Here is a 15,618-nt window from a genome sequence, read left to right on the forward strand (position 1 = left end):
GCACCCTTCACTTCAATCAAGCGTCAAACTCCTTCGAAAACGATAAAAGGCTCTGGAACCGACTAGGTTCTAGAGCCTTCCTTGTACTTCTATATTTAAAGTACCTCAACCCAACCATTCTTAATCGCTGTCACAACAGCCTGGGTGCGGTCGTTTACGTTCATTTTCTGCAAGATGTTACTTACGTGGTTTTTAACCGTCTTCTCGCTAATATAAAGGGACTCGGCTACGCCACGGTTACTCTTACCATCCGCTAGCAGTTGAAGAACTTCACACTCACGGCGTGTAAGTAAGTGAAGGGGCTTACGATATTCAATCGTACGGCTTTGTTGACTACTAGTGCTACCGCCGCGTCCGCCTTCTTCAGAAAGACGACGATATTCTTTAACAAGGTTGTGCGTTACTCTTGGGTGTAGGTAAGAACCACCTTCACTTACCACTTTAATCGCTTCAATTAGGGCGTCAGAATCCATCTCTTTTAGAAGGTAACCTTGTGCACCTGTCTTTAAAGCATGCGTTACATAGTTCTCATCATCATGAATGGAAAGAATGATGACTTTCATATCTGGGTATTTTGCAATTAATTCGGCCGTTGCTTGTACACCGTTCATTTGTGGCATATTAATGTCCATTAGCACAACGTCTGGACGATGTTCTGCTACTAAGCTTCCCGCAGATTCACCATCGTCTCCTTCTGCAACTACATTAAATGATGGTTCAAATTCTAAAATTCGCTTTACACCTTCACGAAATAATTTATGGTCGTCTATTAATACTATATTCGTATTCATGGCTCGAGCCTCCCGTGTCCATTATCCATTTATTTTACTATTTTATTAAACTATGATCCTTAAACAATACCTGTCGCGTCACACAATCGCCTCGGATGGGAATACTAATCACTTATTCGTAACCATTACTTTTTTTCTATTATAATACAAAAAGTTGGTAGAATATAGTTTTCTATTTAGTTCAGAGGAACTTGGATCATAATGATCGTTCCAGATCCTAGTTTGGAATCGATTGATATCTCTCCCTCTAGCATCTCTACCCTTTCTTTCATGCCAACAAGCCCAAATGACTTCTCTTTCTTTTGGCTTGTGTCGAAACCTTGTCCATCATCTTTTACAATAATGTTTACAAGGGAGCGCTTCAGTTCGAATTTCACTTCGATTTTAGAAGCCTCTGCGTGTTTCACAGCATTCTGGACTGCCTCTTGTACGAGTCGAAATAGTGCTACTTCGTATTTAGGATCAAGACGCTTGTCTTCTCCATAAGCTGTGAACGGTATTTCCATATTATTGTATTCTTCAATTGTGCCTAAGTATTTTTTTAGCGTTGGTACTAACCCTAAATCATCTAAGGCCATCGGTCTTAAATCGTAAATGATGCGACGCACTTCATAAAGCGCTGACCGAACCATGCCACGCACTTCCTTAATTTCTTTAAGAGCCTCATTAACGCCCCTCTGCCTGAAAGTCCGATCGATTAAGTCAGAACGAAGCATAACGTTTGCGAGCATTTGAGCTGGGCCGTCGTGGATTTCCCTCGATAAACGACGACGCTCTTCTTCTTGAGCTTCAATAATTTGAAGACCAAATGCTTGCTTCTCCTTCGCATCCTCCAATGCCTCTGACACTTGTCTAAAGTCGTCATTTAAGTAGTTAAGAACAACTGATATCTTCCCACCTAATGCATCGGCACGTTCGACCGTATCTTCAAGTTTTCTTAAGCGACGTTCTAATTCATCTCTTCGCTGCCGAAGTTGTTTTTCCTGCTCACGCTTAACGGAAAGCTGCATTTGGAGTTGATGCGTCTGTTCATACACTTCGCGAATTTCCTGCTCAGAGTAACGGTCGAAATGTTTACTAACTTCCGATAATCGCATTCTTGAGAAACGCACTTGTCGTTCAAGCGTATCTCCCGCATCTATAATTTCAACAACTTGTGTTTTCGTGTCTTTCAGTTCACGATCAAGCTGTTCGAACTCATTTCGGGACTGCTCGCCGATTTGAAATATTTCATCTTTACTATTCGTCACAGTATCGATCATCTCTTGGATGATGGAATCAAGTGCTTTTTCACCAATTTTACTCTCCGGCATAAAACGTCTCCTCCATCTATGTTCACATACTCATTCGTTTGGCCCATGTCTATTTTTGGGGGTAATTCTAAAAAAAGTTGAAATTCATCTATATTTTGGCAATAACGGTCAATATCGTTTGCCGTTCGACATCTACATCTTTATAATGAAGTTTTAGGAGGTTAAATGCAAGATGCTAAACAATTATCTTACAGTAAATGGTGAAGGATTTGAAGAAATTGTTATACAGAAGTCTCGTTTTATTGGGTATGTAAAGCGTGTAGAAACAGAAGAAGAAGCTAAAGCATTTGTACAAGAAATTAAGAAAAAACATAGTAATGCCACTCATAACTGCTCCGCTTATATGGTGGGAGAACACGATCAAATACAAAAAGCACACGATGACGGTGAACCTAGCGGAACCGCTGGCGTGCCTATACTAGATGTTTTGAAGAAAAAAGGATTAAAAGATACTGCCGTAGTCGTTACCCGTTACTTCGGGGGAATTAAACTTGGTGCAGGAGGATTAATTCGCGCTTATTCAGGCGCGACATCTCAAGCTCTTGAAACAACTGGCATTGTTAGGCGCCAGTTGATGCGCACAATGAAAGTAACTGCAGACTATACACTTCTTGGCAAGGTCGAAAATGAGCTCCGAAACAGTCAATATGCCTTGAAGGGGATTAATTACCTTGAACACGTGGAATTAGAAGTATATGTAGTCGAAGGTGAAGAAGATGTGTTTACATCTTGGATGGTCGACTTAACAAGCGGCCAGGCTGAGATCACTCAAGAGGAAGTTTCCTATATGGAAACGGATGTCACGACTGAAAAAGGAGACTAAATTCATGAAGCGTAAGAGAACATCCAAGAAAAAGCTTTTTCTTTGGTCCTTTATTGTTCTTTTATTACTAGGAGCCGGAGTAGCTTCCGGATATGGAGCTTACTTAACCGACAAAGCAAAAAACGCTACCAATAGTGCTCAGTTAGAACTGAAGCGAGGCGATATGTCCGCTAAGCGCGATGAAATGGTCGATCCATACCAGGACAACATCTCTATATTATTATTGGGCGTGGATGATAGCGAAAAGCGAGACTTTGATAGTAACGCACGCTCAGATGCCATGGTCCTTGCCACGTTAAATGAAGAAGAAAAGTCTATCAAACTCGTAAGCATCCCGCGTGACTCTTATGCTTACATCCCTCAAATGGATCAGCGTGATAAGATTACACACGCCCATGCTTACGGAGGAGTCGATTACTCCGTATCGACTGTTGAGAATATGTTTGATGTACCCGTTGATTACTATGTCCGCCTTAACTTCAATGCCTTTGTAGAAACTGTTGATACACTTGGCGGTATACAATATGACGTACCATTCGATCTATCTGAGAAGAATAGTGAAGATAAGGACGGAGCTATTCAACTTGAAGAAGGTACACAAGAAATCACAGGTGAAGAAGCATTAGCCCTTGCCCGCTCCCGCCAATATGACAGTGACCAAGCGCGCGGTAAGCGTCAGATGGAGATTCTACAATCGATCTTCGATGAAGCTTCAGACGTCAAGTCCGTTACGAAGTATGGTTCTCTAATCGACTCAATCGGGAACAATATGAAAACGAACATGAGCTTTGATGAAATGAGTGCCCTGCACAACTATGTGCTAGACCGAAATATTTCGTTTGAAACGATGCAACTAGACGGAGAAGGAACGTTCATTAACGATTTGTATTATTTCAAAGTAAACGATAACAGCCTTACGTCGATCCAGAATACACTACAAACACACCTTGATCTAAATGGTACAAATAATACAATAGATGAAAAAGAAGACGGGGACAGCACGTACGCTAAGAAACAAGAGCCTACTTCAGAAGATAAAGATGAAGAACTGTAACGAAAAAAGATGGTTGAGAGATTTGAGTCTCTCAACCATCTTTTGATTTCATGTGACTTACTTCGAAGTTTCAACATCCTCCTCGGATACTTGAGTTGAATCTTCTTCTGGTTGCTCATCCGTCGATTCCTCTTCTTCCTCAACCGGGTCAGGTTCTCCTGTCAGAAGGTTAAGGTCCTTGTTCCCCAACGCGTTGTCAGCACGGTACATATGTCCAGCGATCTTTTGACCCCAATAAGGATCAGATGCATATTTGACGTTCATGCCCTCGCCTTTGTTTCCTAGATAATCTCCATTGGCCCGAAAACCTGTACCAGTAAGATAACCATCTTTCACAAACTGCGCTGCAAACATAATATTGTCTTCTATAGAATTAAATTCATAGGCGTTTCCGTACGGGTTGTCATCCGTTGCATTTAATCCATATAAGTTATTTTTATCTCTGGCAATAGAGCTATTCCCCCATGCACTCTCATGAATAGCATGAGCCATCAAGTATAAAGCGTTTACTCCATATTCCTCTTGCGCTTTAATAAATGATTCTCCGTGACCGGATAAGACACTATTATCGATAGGAGAATATTGCTCCATGTATTGATTCAATTCTTCAGCTGTATAGTCTGATTTCGTTAATAAGGATAAATAGTTGAAAAGAGGCGTATCTTTTTCACCTAGCGTCCAGCTACCATCTGGTTTATAGATCTTTTCCCCTTCATCCATCCATTCTGGTGCTTTCCCATAACGATATTGACCATAATAGCTACGAAGTTTGTGATACAAGTCTCCACCCTTATTCACATAATAAGACTGACTGCTGATGAATGGTGTAGGCACAAGTTGAATGTCACCAGGCTTCGCATACAAAACATCTCCTGATAAACGAACCTTTAAAGCCCCATTTGCAGCAGACTCCAAGTATTCTACTTCACTGCCGCCACTAACATAGTTCACCGCAGTGCGATCTTTCAGGCGTTCGTCTGGATAGAGAAGCGTATAATGTTTCGTATAAGCCTGCCCCTCCGGAATCCAAATCACTTCACCGTTATGATAGAGCACTTCCGTCCCATCTTTCTTCGCCTTGCTTTTAGCTTCTTCAAATGAATCAAATGAAATGCCATATGTATAAGAGTCAACCGAATGCATTTGTGCAATTTGGTATTCTTTTGATACGTGGAACGTTTTCTTAATTGAAGTTTCCATCATCTTATTGCCTTTCTCAGAGCGCAAACCTTGCTTAACATATAACTTATAGGAATCACCAACTGTATACCCTTTCAGTGGCTGTACCTCAATCGTAGTCCGATCCTCAGATGGTTTCAATTCCACAGGATGCCGTTCCCCTGTTGATTGATTTTCAACATATATATTCTCTTCTGTAATGGTCTTTTGTTTGATCTCAGTGTCAAAAACAATCGTCCACACTTTATCAGATGGGATGTTGATTACCTCTTCCCACTCTTCCCAAATCGAATCAGCTTTCGCTACCTCCGTTGTCCCCAGCAACGTCAGCAGGAAAACAAGACTAAATAACCAAATCATTCCCTTTCTCATCTCAGTATTCCCTCCTGATTTCTTAGAATCTACCATCTATTATAATTAGAATCGACATAGATTCATAGAAGTTTAGGAAATATATGAGATTATTTTGTAGAAACTTAACATTTTCACTAACCAAATAAAGAGAAATATTCTGATCATTAGACAGAATATTTCCCGGGAAAAGCTCTTTTGCTATTTTTCGACGGAATGTGCTAGCTTAGTTTGTTGGCTAACAAATAACCTGAGGTCCCATTAAGCCCTCCTCCCGGCCAGGTTGCGGCACCTACCATATAGAGGTTTTTAATGGGGGTATGATATTTTGAATATCCTGCAACAGGACGAAAAGCATAATTCTGATGCAGGTGATGACTTCCACTTACACTATCTCCACCAACTAGATTCGGATTGTCTGCTTCCAGGTCCTTTGGAGATAAAACTATTTTATGAGAAAGCACATCCCTTACGTTAGGAGCATAGTGAGCGAGCTTATCCAGCACACGTTCGGCATAGGCTTCCTTCATCTCTCTCCAGCTCCCGGGTTCAATCTCGTTTAAGCTGTCCCGCTCCACCTCTGCTGGTAAGGCACGCACTTGAATCCAAATGGTATTCTTTCCTTCAGGAGAACGGGATGGATCGATGACTGTAGGTTGGCCGACAACAAGAAGGGGACTATCTGGAAGTGTCCCGTTTAAGCTTTGAGTATACGTACGTGAAAGATCACCTACGTATGGACCGATATGAATATAGGCATATTCGCTATACTCTTTCCCTGCCGTCCATTCCAGAGGTGCATTCAGTTCAAGGTGGATCATCATCGTTCCAGGTCCATACTGATAGTTCTCTGCTTTTTCGACATAAGAAGCATGAAGGGTCTCAGGATCAAGTAGTCGTGAGATTAGCTGAGTAGGTGTAATGTTACCGATGACGGCTTTCTTTGCATAAGCGATTTCACCTGAGGTGAGTTTTACACCAACAGCCTTCCCTTGCTCCACTAGGATTTCGTCTACTTCAGTCCCTGTTCGAACCACTCCGCCTCTTTTCTCAATCCCTTTTATTAAACTGTTGATTAGTTGCTGAATTCCGCCTTTCGAGAAGGCCATCCCGTTACGCTGGTTCAGAACGGATTCTAAGAATGGAAAGACGGCTCCATTCGAAACATCAGGTGCAAAGTCCAGGTGGAATCCCCAGGGTACAATAAGTGATTTCACTTTCTTATCTTTAAACCATTGATCAACGAACTCCCTTGGGGACTGCAGCAACTGACTTCCAAGCTGAAGCAAACCACTGATTTTGAAATGTCTATACATCTTCCAGAACTGTTTTCCTGCCTCAAAGGAAGGCAGTTCCATCTTCATAAGTGGCATAAAGTGTGGGGCTGTTTGATCAAAGTAATCGTTTAACCTGGACCAAGAATCCGCATCCTCCTGAGAAAGAGCTGATAAAGCCTCATACGTTCGATCACGATCCTGGTGCACTCCGATCCCTGTCCCATCCGGGAAGACACTTGCGTATGGGTGATCACTGACTACCGGTTCAAATCCGTTCTCAGAAAGCTCTTCTTTATACTCCTTATAGAAATCTGAACCTAAGAAAAGACCGATATTCATCGCGTACAAATCATGGGTGAATCCGTTTGAAGCGGTTGATTTAGAAGCTCCTCCTGGGATATCAGCTTTTTCTAGCACAAGCACCCTCCACCCTTTTTCAGCTAACAAGAAAGCTGATATCAAACCGTTGTGACCACTACCAATTACGATTGCATCTACATTATCCATAGGATCCCTCACTGTCTTAAAAATGATCTTAAACAATACCACCACAATGAGAAGATAAACAAAATTACACACATAAAAAAGCACCAGAATCTAAATAAAGAAGATTCTGGTGCTTTACTCGTTTATCGTTTCGTACGATAATCTCGAATCAGATTTAAGATTGGACGGTAATTTTGGCTAATTAACCCTGTCACTTCAACGACTAATTCAATTAAGATGAGCAAGGTAAATATGACAAATACGGATCCAAACATAGTGGCTTGGGAGAAAATAACTGCTGCTAAACTAAACAGAGCAGCCATTGCATAAATCATAAGCACTGTTTCAGGGTGGCTATACCCTAATCGCAATAAGCAATGGTGCAAGTGTGATTTATCTGGAGATGATAACGGTTTGCGCTGAACAAACCTTCTCACAATAGCAAAGATTGTATCAGAAATTGGAACGCCTAGAATAATAACCGGGATAATGAACGAGAATAACGTAATGTTCTTAAATCCAAGCAACGAGAGGACACTTATAATAAAGCCTAAGAATAAAGCTCCTGTATCTCCCATGAAGATCTTTGCTGGATAGAAGTTGTAGATTAAGAATCCTAGCGTACTTCCCAGTGTAATAAGGCCGATGATGGATACGAAGAAGTCACCCATTGCAATCGCCATACCTGAGATGGTTAATAAAGCAATCGAAGATACTCCTGCTGCAAGACCGTCAAGTCCGTCAATTAAGTTAATCGCATTCGTGATCCCTACAATCCAAAGAATCGTAATCGGAACACTCATCCAACCAAACTGTAGCGTATCTCCAAATGGTAAGTTAATGTACTCAACTTTAACATTACCAGCTTGAACCACAATAAGCGCAGCGGCAAGTTGACCTGCAATTTTCCATTTCGGGGATAATTCCTTCATGTCATCAAGAACACCTGTAACAATAATAATCGTACTACCGATTACCAGAGGCCATGTGTATCCTGAATCTGGGAAGAATAAGAGAACCCCAGCAACAAAGCTTAAGAATATAGCTAAGCCACCTAAACGTGGCATTAATTTTTGGTGTACTTTTCGTTCATTCGGTTTATCCGTCGCTCCAATTTTCACAGCTAACTTCTTCACAACGGGTGTGATGAGGATTGAAGCAATGAAACATAATAATAAGGCCTTAAACTCCATTTAAAAGACCCTCCTCGGTTCTAGTATGTCCAACTTTAATGTTCAAGAAGCAGTTATTACTTTCCAAATTCATGTATACCATTCCACTTTTCTGAGCAAACTACCATTAGGATTATAACACAACGTGCCCTCGTCTAGAATATCGGATTTACATCTTTATTTACCTTTTTTTGTCGACTTCAAACGACATTTCTCCCAAATGTATGTATAAATCCAGTTCAAATAAGGGTTTAATCTTTATGTTATTAGACGAAAAGCAGACTATAAAAGTTTCACTCTTAAGTATATTAAATAAATTTCGTTACGATCCGTTTCATTTATGACTGTTGGGGGTACTTAAAAACAGAGGACACCCTTAAGTAAATAAGGATGCCCTATCATTAGTTCACTTCAGCTTCGTAATAATCAACAATTCCTTCTGTAATAGCCTGAGCATAAAGATCTCTGTAATAATTGGATGTTAATTTCTCGAAATCTCCACTATTTGTCATGAACCCAAGTTCAACTAATACACTTGGCAATGTGTTGTAGTGAATAACGTAAAAGTTGTTGTCCTTCACACCACGGTCATACATACCTGCAATGTCGACAAGTTTTCTCTGAATGTATCCAGCCAACGCGCGACCTTCTTCTACATTACTCAATTTCCTTGAATCATAGAATACTTCTGAACCTTTTGCACCTGGAGAAGCTGCATTTGCATGAATACTTACAAATAGGTCGCCCCTCACTTCTTGAGCATATTCTACGCGACCTTGAAGCGTTAAGAACTGATCTGTATCTCTTGTTAAAATTGGTGTAGCTCCAAGTGCCTTTAATCGTTCTGCCACTCTTAAAGAAACATCAAGATTAATTTCTTTTTCCTGAGCTCCCCAACTTTGTGCTCCTGGATCATGGTCTCCGTGACCTGCGTCAATGACAATACGTTGTCCTTCCACAGCTGTTCCGCCTGCTTTACGAAGCTTCATGTATGTTTTATGTACATACGCTTTTTGACCATTGAACTCAATTTCAGTCCAAAAATCTTCAAAATCATATACATCAACTACGTCACCTCGCGAGAGACTTCCTAACTTCTTAGAACTCGCATTTGGTTCAGCTCTCACATTTAGAACATCTGCTGTTACCGTTCCGGTAGATAGCACTGGTTTTTCCTCAATAACAGGTTTTTCATAAGACTTAATACTAAAGTTCTTCTCGTATCCTTGATCCATCTGCTTCCCTTTGTCAGATGAAATGTCATTCTCTACTACAAGCTTGTAATACCCACTACTTACGTATCCATCCTCTGGTGGATGAACCACTACCTTTTTACCGTCTTCACTTACATCGTATGTAGGGATATACTTTCCATCGTCTAATGTTTTAACATAAATGTTTTCCTGTAACGTTGCTTGATTGATTGGTGTATTGAATTCGATTGTCCATGTCTTATCTGGTTCTACGTCTGCTTCTTCCGGCAATTCTTCCCACACTGTCTCTGCTTGCGTCATCACCGGTACGAAAAACAAAACAATTAAACTTAGAAGTGCCCCTACGATTTTTCTTGTTGTCATCTAAGCTCCCCCAATTCATCATTATCTAGCATAGATAATATCATGAGTACCAAGGAAAATTCTATCCATTTTGAAAAATTAAGGTAAAAATATAGAATTATTTACATAAGTTTGTCGATTTCACCCACCTACTATTGACCCTTTACAAATGAAAATATAACTAGAATTCACGCTCCATCCTCCTGCCAAATCTAGTAAGACCATGATGAATATCCTGAAATTTCGTGATATACTAATAATCGGTAATTACAGACATTGAGGAGCGTATAATATGCTTGAGACGATCAGGAAGTATTATGGAGACAAGAAGTCAGAGCGTCAGTTGAAAATCTATGAAAAGAATGTCGAAACGATAAATGAATGGGAACATAAAATAGAAAGACTTTCAGATGAAGCACTACAATCTAAAACGACAGAATTTAAAGAGAGATTAGCAGAAGGAGAAAGCATAGAATCGATTAAGGAAGAAGCTTTTGCTGTCGTGAGGGAAGCTGCCAAACGTATATTAGGAATGCGTCATTATGACGTCCAATTAATCGGTGGACTTGTTTTATTCGAAGGAAACATTGCTGAGATGATGACAGGTGAAGGAAAGACGTTGGTCGCCTCTTTACCGAGTTACTTGCGTGCTCTTGAAGGAAAAGGCGTACACGTCATTACAGTCAATGAGTACCTGGCCGAGCGTGACCGTGAATTAATTGGACCGATTCACGAATTTCTAGGACTTACAGTCGGGCTCAATATTACCCAAATGTCACCTGATGAGAAAAAACAAGCTTACCAGGCTGATATTACATATGGAATTGGAACAGAATTTGGATTTGATTACTTGAGAGATAACATGGCACAGCAAGCTTCCCAAAGAGTCCAGCGCCCCTATCATTATGCCATTGTCGATGAAATCGATAGTGTCTTAGTAGATGAGGCAAAGACTCCCCTTATTATTGCCGGAAAGATGATGGCAAGTGCACAGCTGCACCGCGTTTGTGCTAAGCTTGCGAAATCATTCAAGGCTGAGGTTGATTATAATTTCGACGTAACGACCAAAGCGACAAGCTTAACAGAGGATGGAATCACTAAAGTTGAACGTGCCTTTGGCATAGACAACTTATTTGATCTAGAGCATCAAACGCTTTACCACTATGTAATCCAGGCCGTACGTGCACATGTCATGTTCAAGCGTGATGTCGATTATATTGTCGACGAAGGTGAAGTTAAATTAATTGATATGTTCACAGGACGTATGATGGAAGGACGCACGCTTTCTGATGGCCTTCACCAAGCAATCGAGGCTAAAGAAGGACTTGAAATTACGGAAGAGAATAAGACACAAGCTAACATTACCATCCAGAACTACTTCCGAATGTATCCGATCCTTTCAGGTATGACGGGGACAGCGAAAACAGAAGAAAAGGAATTCCAACACACGTACCGCATGGACGTCATTCAAATTCCAACGAATAAACCTGTCATTCGCGAGGACTTAGAAGATTTAATCTATGCTACGAAAGAACAGAAATATGAAGCTATGGTTAACGAGGTAAAAGACCGTTATAGCAAAGGCCAGCCAATTTTAATTGGAACAACTTCAATCCTGCAATCTGAGACTGTTGCAAACTATTTAGATGAGGAAAACATTCCTTACGAATTGTTAAATGCGAAAAGTGTGGAGCAGGAAGTGCGTCTCATTTCACTAGCAGGTCAGAAAGGTCAAATCACGATCGCTACAAACATGGCCGGACGCGGTACAGATATTATGCTTGGAGAAGGTGCTGCTGAAGCAGGTGGTCTCCACGTACTTGGAACGGAACGCCATGAATCTCGCCGTATCGATAATCAGCTTAAAGGTCGCTCAGGTCGTCAAGGTGACCCTGGTTCGACTCAGTTTATCATTTCAATGGAAGATGACATGTTGCACCGCTTCGCGGAAGAAGAAACAGAACGCAAGATGAAGTCTCTTAAAACAGATGAGAACGGCCTCGTTTTAAATAAAGATATGAATAAGTTCATTGATACAGTTCAGCGAATTTCAGAAGGAAGCAATTTCAATATACGAGAGTTTAACTTAAAGCTCGATGATGTGATTAATGATCAGCGCGGAGTCATTTACACATTGCGGAATCAAATATTAGAGTCCAATACTTCAGTAGAGACGATCCTTCCTTATATAAAAGACTATCTCCTTGAGATCGTAGAGAAAGAATGTCCGGAAACCATCGTACCTGAAAAATGGAACCTCGGTCATCTAGAAGAAGAAGTAAACCGTGCAGCTCCTTTAATCGAAACGAACATGACAGAACAATCCTTTGAAGGCATCGAGGACGTGAAGGAATATGTTCAGAAAGTAGCAGATGAGTATACAGCTAAGATTGATGTGTTACGCAAAAATATAATGCTTCAGAATCGCTTAAAACAAGTATCTATTGCTGTTATTGACCGTCAATGGATTCGTCACCTAGAGATCATGAACCGTCTTCGTGAAGGAATTGGTATGCGCCAGTACCAACAAGAAGACCCACTGCGCCTGTACCAGAACGAAGGGCTCGATGTGTTCCACCACACCATGTTTGAAATGAAACGAGAGATGGTGCTTCAGCTCTCTAGATTTGTACAAGGAATCAACAACGGTAAGAAAAAATAACGACAAAAGGAGGATCTAACTACCGTGTTAAACTTTTTAAAACGCAACAAGAAACATCAAGAAGACTCCGAAAAACCTTCTAACGATTCCACCGTAGATGCTGAGGACTTATTAGATGGTGTAGAATCAGATTCTTCATCTGAAGAAGTAGAAACCGAATTGTCGATCAATCCTAATTGGAAATTAGGGGAAGAAGATATTTATGTTTACCGTTTCATGAACAACGAAAACCCTCCTCTTTTGCCTAACCAATTGTCATTGGCGGCCTTTGAGCTAAAAAAGTTAGAAGGAGATATGATCGCTGCCGGAGCTTTTGTACGTAGCTCTCTCAATAAGAAGATCACATTTAATAGTACTACCATCCTTCTGATGAAAAACGATGGAACAAAGCTTGGGCGCAAGCAATTTGACTTAGCTGAAGTAGGGGAACTTCCGGCACGATCTAGCCGACCTCACCTCTTCTTATTTGACAAAAAGGACTTATTTGTCCCGATTGAAGAAGTTCCAACGGATGATTGGAAGCTTGCTTTCGAAATGAGGAAAACTTCTCAAAAGCATACGCTTGAATTAGCCGACAGCTGGCAGGAATCAATGGCTAGTGAAGAGTATGAGAAACTGAAAGATTATACAGAGTCCCTCACACCACCTAAACCAGGTGAGGTGAACTTTATGGGATTGCGTGCTCATGAGACAGATAACGGGGACTTACACGTAACAATGTTGATTCGTAACGGAAGTTCAAAAGGCATAAACCTCCAACAACTGCCTCTTCAATTCGAAGATGCGAGTGGAGTTCCTGTTGCTAAAGGCGGGTTTAAGCTACAAGACTTCAATGTTTCGGCAAACACGAGTAAGCCATGGACATTTATTTTCCCGAAATCGATCATTCAAACGGAAGAGCTTGACTTAAGCACCTGGAAAGCCTATCCCATACAAAATCAGCAATAGAAACAAAGAAAAGCTGAACGTCTCCAATGAGATGTTCAGCTTTTCTTTGTTTAAAAGTCGGTTAAGTAGATGTTACTTGTTTTGCTCTTTGCTAAGCTGTTTAGCCTCTTCAAGAGCTTCAATGTTACTCTTGATTAACTGGTAAACACTTATGTTTGGATTGCCCACGGATTGCTCTGTACTTTCTAGTTGATGAAGAAAGAAGCTAGCAGAAAAAGAAAGAAACGCACTCTTACTAATTCCAAGCTCTTGTGTCTTTTCATCTATTTTATTAAACAAGTCTTCTTCAACAGAAACACTTATCTTTTTCTTAGCCATAACAACGACCTCCTCATCTAATCATAAAATTGTGATTTATTGTTGTAAAGAGTCTCACGTCCTACCATTCTTCGATTTATACTCACTCTATAAACTTCTCCCGTGATATACTAGAAAATAATAGCAAAGGAGGTATATACGTGGAAACCCGTCTCAGAATTCTGGTCATAGCCTTGGTTTCTTTCTTAGCTCTTTCCTTCCTCCCATCCACCATTCAAGCGAATAGTAACGAGGAAGAAATTAAGGAATACATAAAAAACGAGTACGTAGATGAACTAGATCCTACCCTACTAGAGCAAGACCTGACTACGATTTTTGATCATTTAGATGTATATTCTACGTATTTCTCCAAAGAAGAACTAAGAGATTTCAAGAACAGAATCAATCGAAAATATGTAGGAATTGGGATTTCAGTCGAAGCCCACGAAGAAGGCCTTCAAGTCTCTGAAGTTTATAAACATACTCCTGCAGAAAAAGCTGGTATAAAAGTAGGTACTATTATTTTATCAGTTAATGGGACCCTTTTGGAAAGGAAAAACCTGGAACAATCAATAACATACCTATCAGGTGAGCCTGGTTCTTCTTTGACGATAACCGTATTACAAGATTCTAAAACCAAAACCTTAACGCTAACCCGGGAAGAAATTCAATTGCCAGCTGTTACAGGAAAACGAATCGGAGGAGAAACGGGATACCTCAAGATTCATATGTTTAGTTCTTCAACACTTACTGAACTTGAACGCCTATCTCAATCCATGGGCAATGTCAGTCATTGGATCATTGACCTCCGCAACAACCCAGGTGGATATTTGACAGCCGCTCAACAAGTCTTAGGGGTATTTCCAGGTGTGGAAACCGCTATGCACGCTCAGTTTAGAGACACTACATACCAATATAGCGCATCGGATCTCACGTATAAGTTAGACCAATCCGCTTCTCTTTTAATCAATGAAAATAGTGCTAGCGCTTCTGAGATTGTGGCGGGCTCTCTAAAAGATTACAAAGCCGCTACTCTGTACGGGGAAACTACATTTGGAAAAGGGTTAATGCAAGAGCTCAAGGAATTCAGTGATGGCAGTGGCGTTAAGCTCTCCATCGCCCGTTTCTTTACTCCACAGCATAACACCATTAATGAAGTGGGAATTGAACCAGACATCCCTACCTCCACCCCACTACTAGATGCCCATTCAGAGGCTTTAAAGGAACTAAGGTATGATAGATTTAATGAACTCACCGTAGATCCGGATAAAACATTTACCATTAACACCAACACTTCTGTAATCATGGAAGAATTACAAGACGCTATTCATCTATTTCCTTTAGGCGGTAGCGACCTGCCTTTCACATTAAATAAAGAAGATGATGGCACCTTCGTGTTAGACCCAGATCAGGACTTGGAATTAAATCAGAAATACCGATTACTGATTGAGCCTGGATGGAGGGGGACGAATGGCGTTGCTTCCACTAAGGGGATTATGCAGCCCATCTCCATACATCCATAGAAAGCACTAGGTGGGGCCGTTACGATATACATGCTTGGCTAGGCTTTTGGACCACTATCTTTACTAAAATTAATTGGGTTAACTGATTATGTATTATTGGTACTCTTAAGCCTCTATCTCCCATACATGGCAAGTTTCCGTCTATACTTTTTTCGTAAAGGTGGGCCTGGAAATTGCGAGACTCCT

At 40.8% G+C, this 15,618-nt stretch carries 12 protein-coding genes; 5 read left to right on the forward strand and 7 right to left on the reverse strand.

Features of this window, described 5'->3' with window-relative positions; genetic code table 11:
• Positions 1-95: 95 nt before the first annotated feature.
• The gene (locus tag N780_RS09535; protein WP_036783016.1) at positions 96-791 is read right to left on the reverse strand and encodes a response regulator; all 696 of its coding nucleotides are present in this window, start codon (positions 789-791) and stop codon (positions 96-98) included.
• A gap of 176 nt (positions 792-967) precedes the next feature.
• Positions 968-2,104, reverse strand: a complete 1,137-nt coding sequence (locus N780_RS09540; RefSeq protein ID WP_036783018.1) for a sensor histidine kinase — start codon at positions 2,102-2,104, stop codon at positions 968-970.
• Between the two features lie 172 nt (positions 2,105-2,276).
• Here N780_RS09540 and N780_RS09545 point away from each other — a divergent pair, with 172 nt between their 5' ends.
• Entirely contained in the window at positions 2,277-2,927 is a 651-nt protein-coding gene (locus tag N780_RS09545; RefSeq protein ID WP_036783021.1) for a YigZ family protein, read from the forward strand.
• 4 nt (positions 2,928-2,931) lie between these two features.
• Complete coding sequence (locus tag N780_RS09550) at positions 2,932-3,981, forward strand: LCP family protein (RefSeq protein ID WP_052114982.1); 1,050 nt, start codon at positions 2,932-2,934, stop codon at positions 3,979-3,981.
• A 57-nt stretch (positions 3,982-4,038) separates the two neighbouring features.
• On the opposite strand, the gene N780_RS19225 is transcribed toward N780_RS09550, so the two are convergent.
• The 4 genes from N780_RS19225 to N780_RS09570 form a co-directional block, all read right to left on the reverse strand.
• A complete protein-coding gene (locus N780_RS19225; protein WP_052114983.1) occupies positions 4,039-5,532 on the reverse strand; it encodes an N-acetylglucosaminidase in 1,494 nt (497 codons plus the stop codon).
• Positions 5,533-5,732: 200 nt separating this feature from the next.
• Positions 5,733-7,295 (reverse strand): phytoene desaturase family protein, encoded by a 1,563-nt coding sequence (locus N780_RS09560; protein ID WP_036783025.1) that lies wholly within the window; start codon positions 7,293-7,295, stop codon positions 5,733-5,735.
• A 122-nt stretch (positions 7,296-7,417) separates the two neighbouring features.
• On the reverse strand, positions 7,418-8,467 hold the full coding sequence (locus N780_RS09565; RefSeq protein ID WP_036783028.1) for a glycosyltransferase family 4 protein: 1,050 nt from the start codon (positions 8,465-8,467) through the stop codon (positions 7,418-7,420).
• A gap of 380 nt (positions 8,468-8,847) precedes the next feature.
• Complete coding sequence (locus N780_RS09570; RefSeq protein WP_052114984.1) at positions 8,848-10,023, reverse strand: N-acetylmuramoyl-L-alanine amidase; 1,176 nt, start codon at positions 10,021-10,023, stop codon at positions 8,848-8,850.
• 271 nt (positions 10,024-10,294) lie between these two features.
• Here N780_RS09570 and secA2 point away from each other — a divergent pair, with 271 nt between their 5' ends.
• Together secA2 and N780_RS09580 are read left to right on the forward strand one after the other, a co-directional pair.
• Complete coding sequence (secA2, locus tag N780_RS09575; RefSeq protein ID WP_036783031.1) at positions 10,295-12,664, forward strand: accessory Sec system translocase SecA2; 2,370 nt, start codon at positions 10,295-10,297, stop codon at positions 12,662-12,664.
• A 24-nt stretch (positions 12,665-12,688) separates the two neighbouring features.
• The gene (locus N780_RS09580; protein WP_036783034.1) at positions 12,689-13,612 is read left to right on the forward strand and encodes an accessory Sec system S-layer assembly protein; all 924 of its coding nucleotides are present in this window, start codon (positions 12,689-12,691) and stop codon (positions 13,610-13,612) included.
• 72 nt (positions 13,613-13,684) lie between these two features.
• Here N780_RS09580 and N780_RS09585 read toward each other — a convergent pair whose 3' ends face one another.
• The gene (locus N780_RS09585) at positions 13,685-13,930 is read right to left on the reverse strand and encodes a hypothetical protein (protein ID WP_036783037.1); all 246 of its coding nucleotides are present in this window, start codon (positions 13,928-13,930) and stop codon (positions 13,685-13,687) included.
• Between the two features lie 140 nt (positions 13,931-14,070).
• Between N780_RS09585 and N780_RS09590 the strand changes: the two genes are divergently transcribed.
• Entirely contained in the window at positions 14,071-15,432 is a 1,362-nt protein-coding gene (locus tag N780_RS09590; protein ID WP_036783040.1) for a S41 family peptidase, read from the forward strand.
• Positions 15,433-15,618: the final 186 nt, after the last annotated feature.

Source organism: Pontibacillus chungwhensis BH030062 (assembly GCF_000770675.1).
In the GTDB taxonomy this organism is placed as follows: domain Bacteria; phylum Bacillota; class Bacilli; order Bacillales; family BH030062; genus Pontibacillus; species Pontibacillus chungwhensis.

Bases quoted from the DNA above. Each gene is read 5' to 3' on its own strand.
- N780_RS09570 (WP_052114984.1), bottom strand. From the start codon at position 10,023: ATGACAACAAGAAAAATCGTAGGGGCACTTCTAAGTTTAATTGTTTTG.
- N780_RS09585 (WP_036783037.1), bottom strand. From the start codon at position 13,930: ATGGCTAAGAAAAAGATAAGTGTTTCTGTTGAAGAAGACTTGTTTAAT.
- N780_RS09540 (WP_036783018.1), bottom strand. From the start codon at position 2,104: ATGCCGGAGAGTAAAATTGGTGAAAAAGCACTTGATTCCATCATCCAA.
- secA2 (WP_036783031.1), top strand. From the start codon at position 10,295: ATGCTTGAGACGATCAGGAAGTATTATGGAGACAAGAAGTCAGAGCGT.
- N780_RS09545 (WP_036783021.1), top strand. From the start codon at position 2,277: ATGCTAAACAATTATCTTACAGTAAATGGTGAAGGATTTGAAGAAATT.
- N780_RS09535 (WP_036783016.1), bottom strand. From the start codon at position 791: ATGAATACGAATATAGTATTAATAGACGACCATAAATTATTTCGTGAA.
- N780_RS09550 (WP_052114982.1), top strand. From the start codon at position 2,932: ATGAAGCGTAAGAGAACATCCAAGAAAAAGCTTTTTCTTTGGTCCTTT.
- N780_RS09565 (WP_036783028.1), bottom strand. From the start codon at position 8,467: ATGGAGTTTAAGGCCTTATTATTATGTTTCATTGCTTCAATCCTCATC.
- N780_RS19225 (WP_052114983.1), bottom strand. From the start codon at position 5,532: ATGAGAAAGGGAATGATTTGGTTATTTAGTCTTGTTTTCCTGCTGACG.
- N780_RS09560 (WP_036783025.1), bottom strand. From the start codon at position 7,295: ATGGATAATGTAGATGCAATCGTAATTGGTAGTGGTCACAACGGTTTG.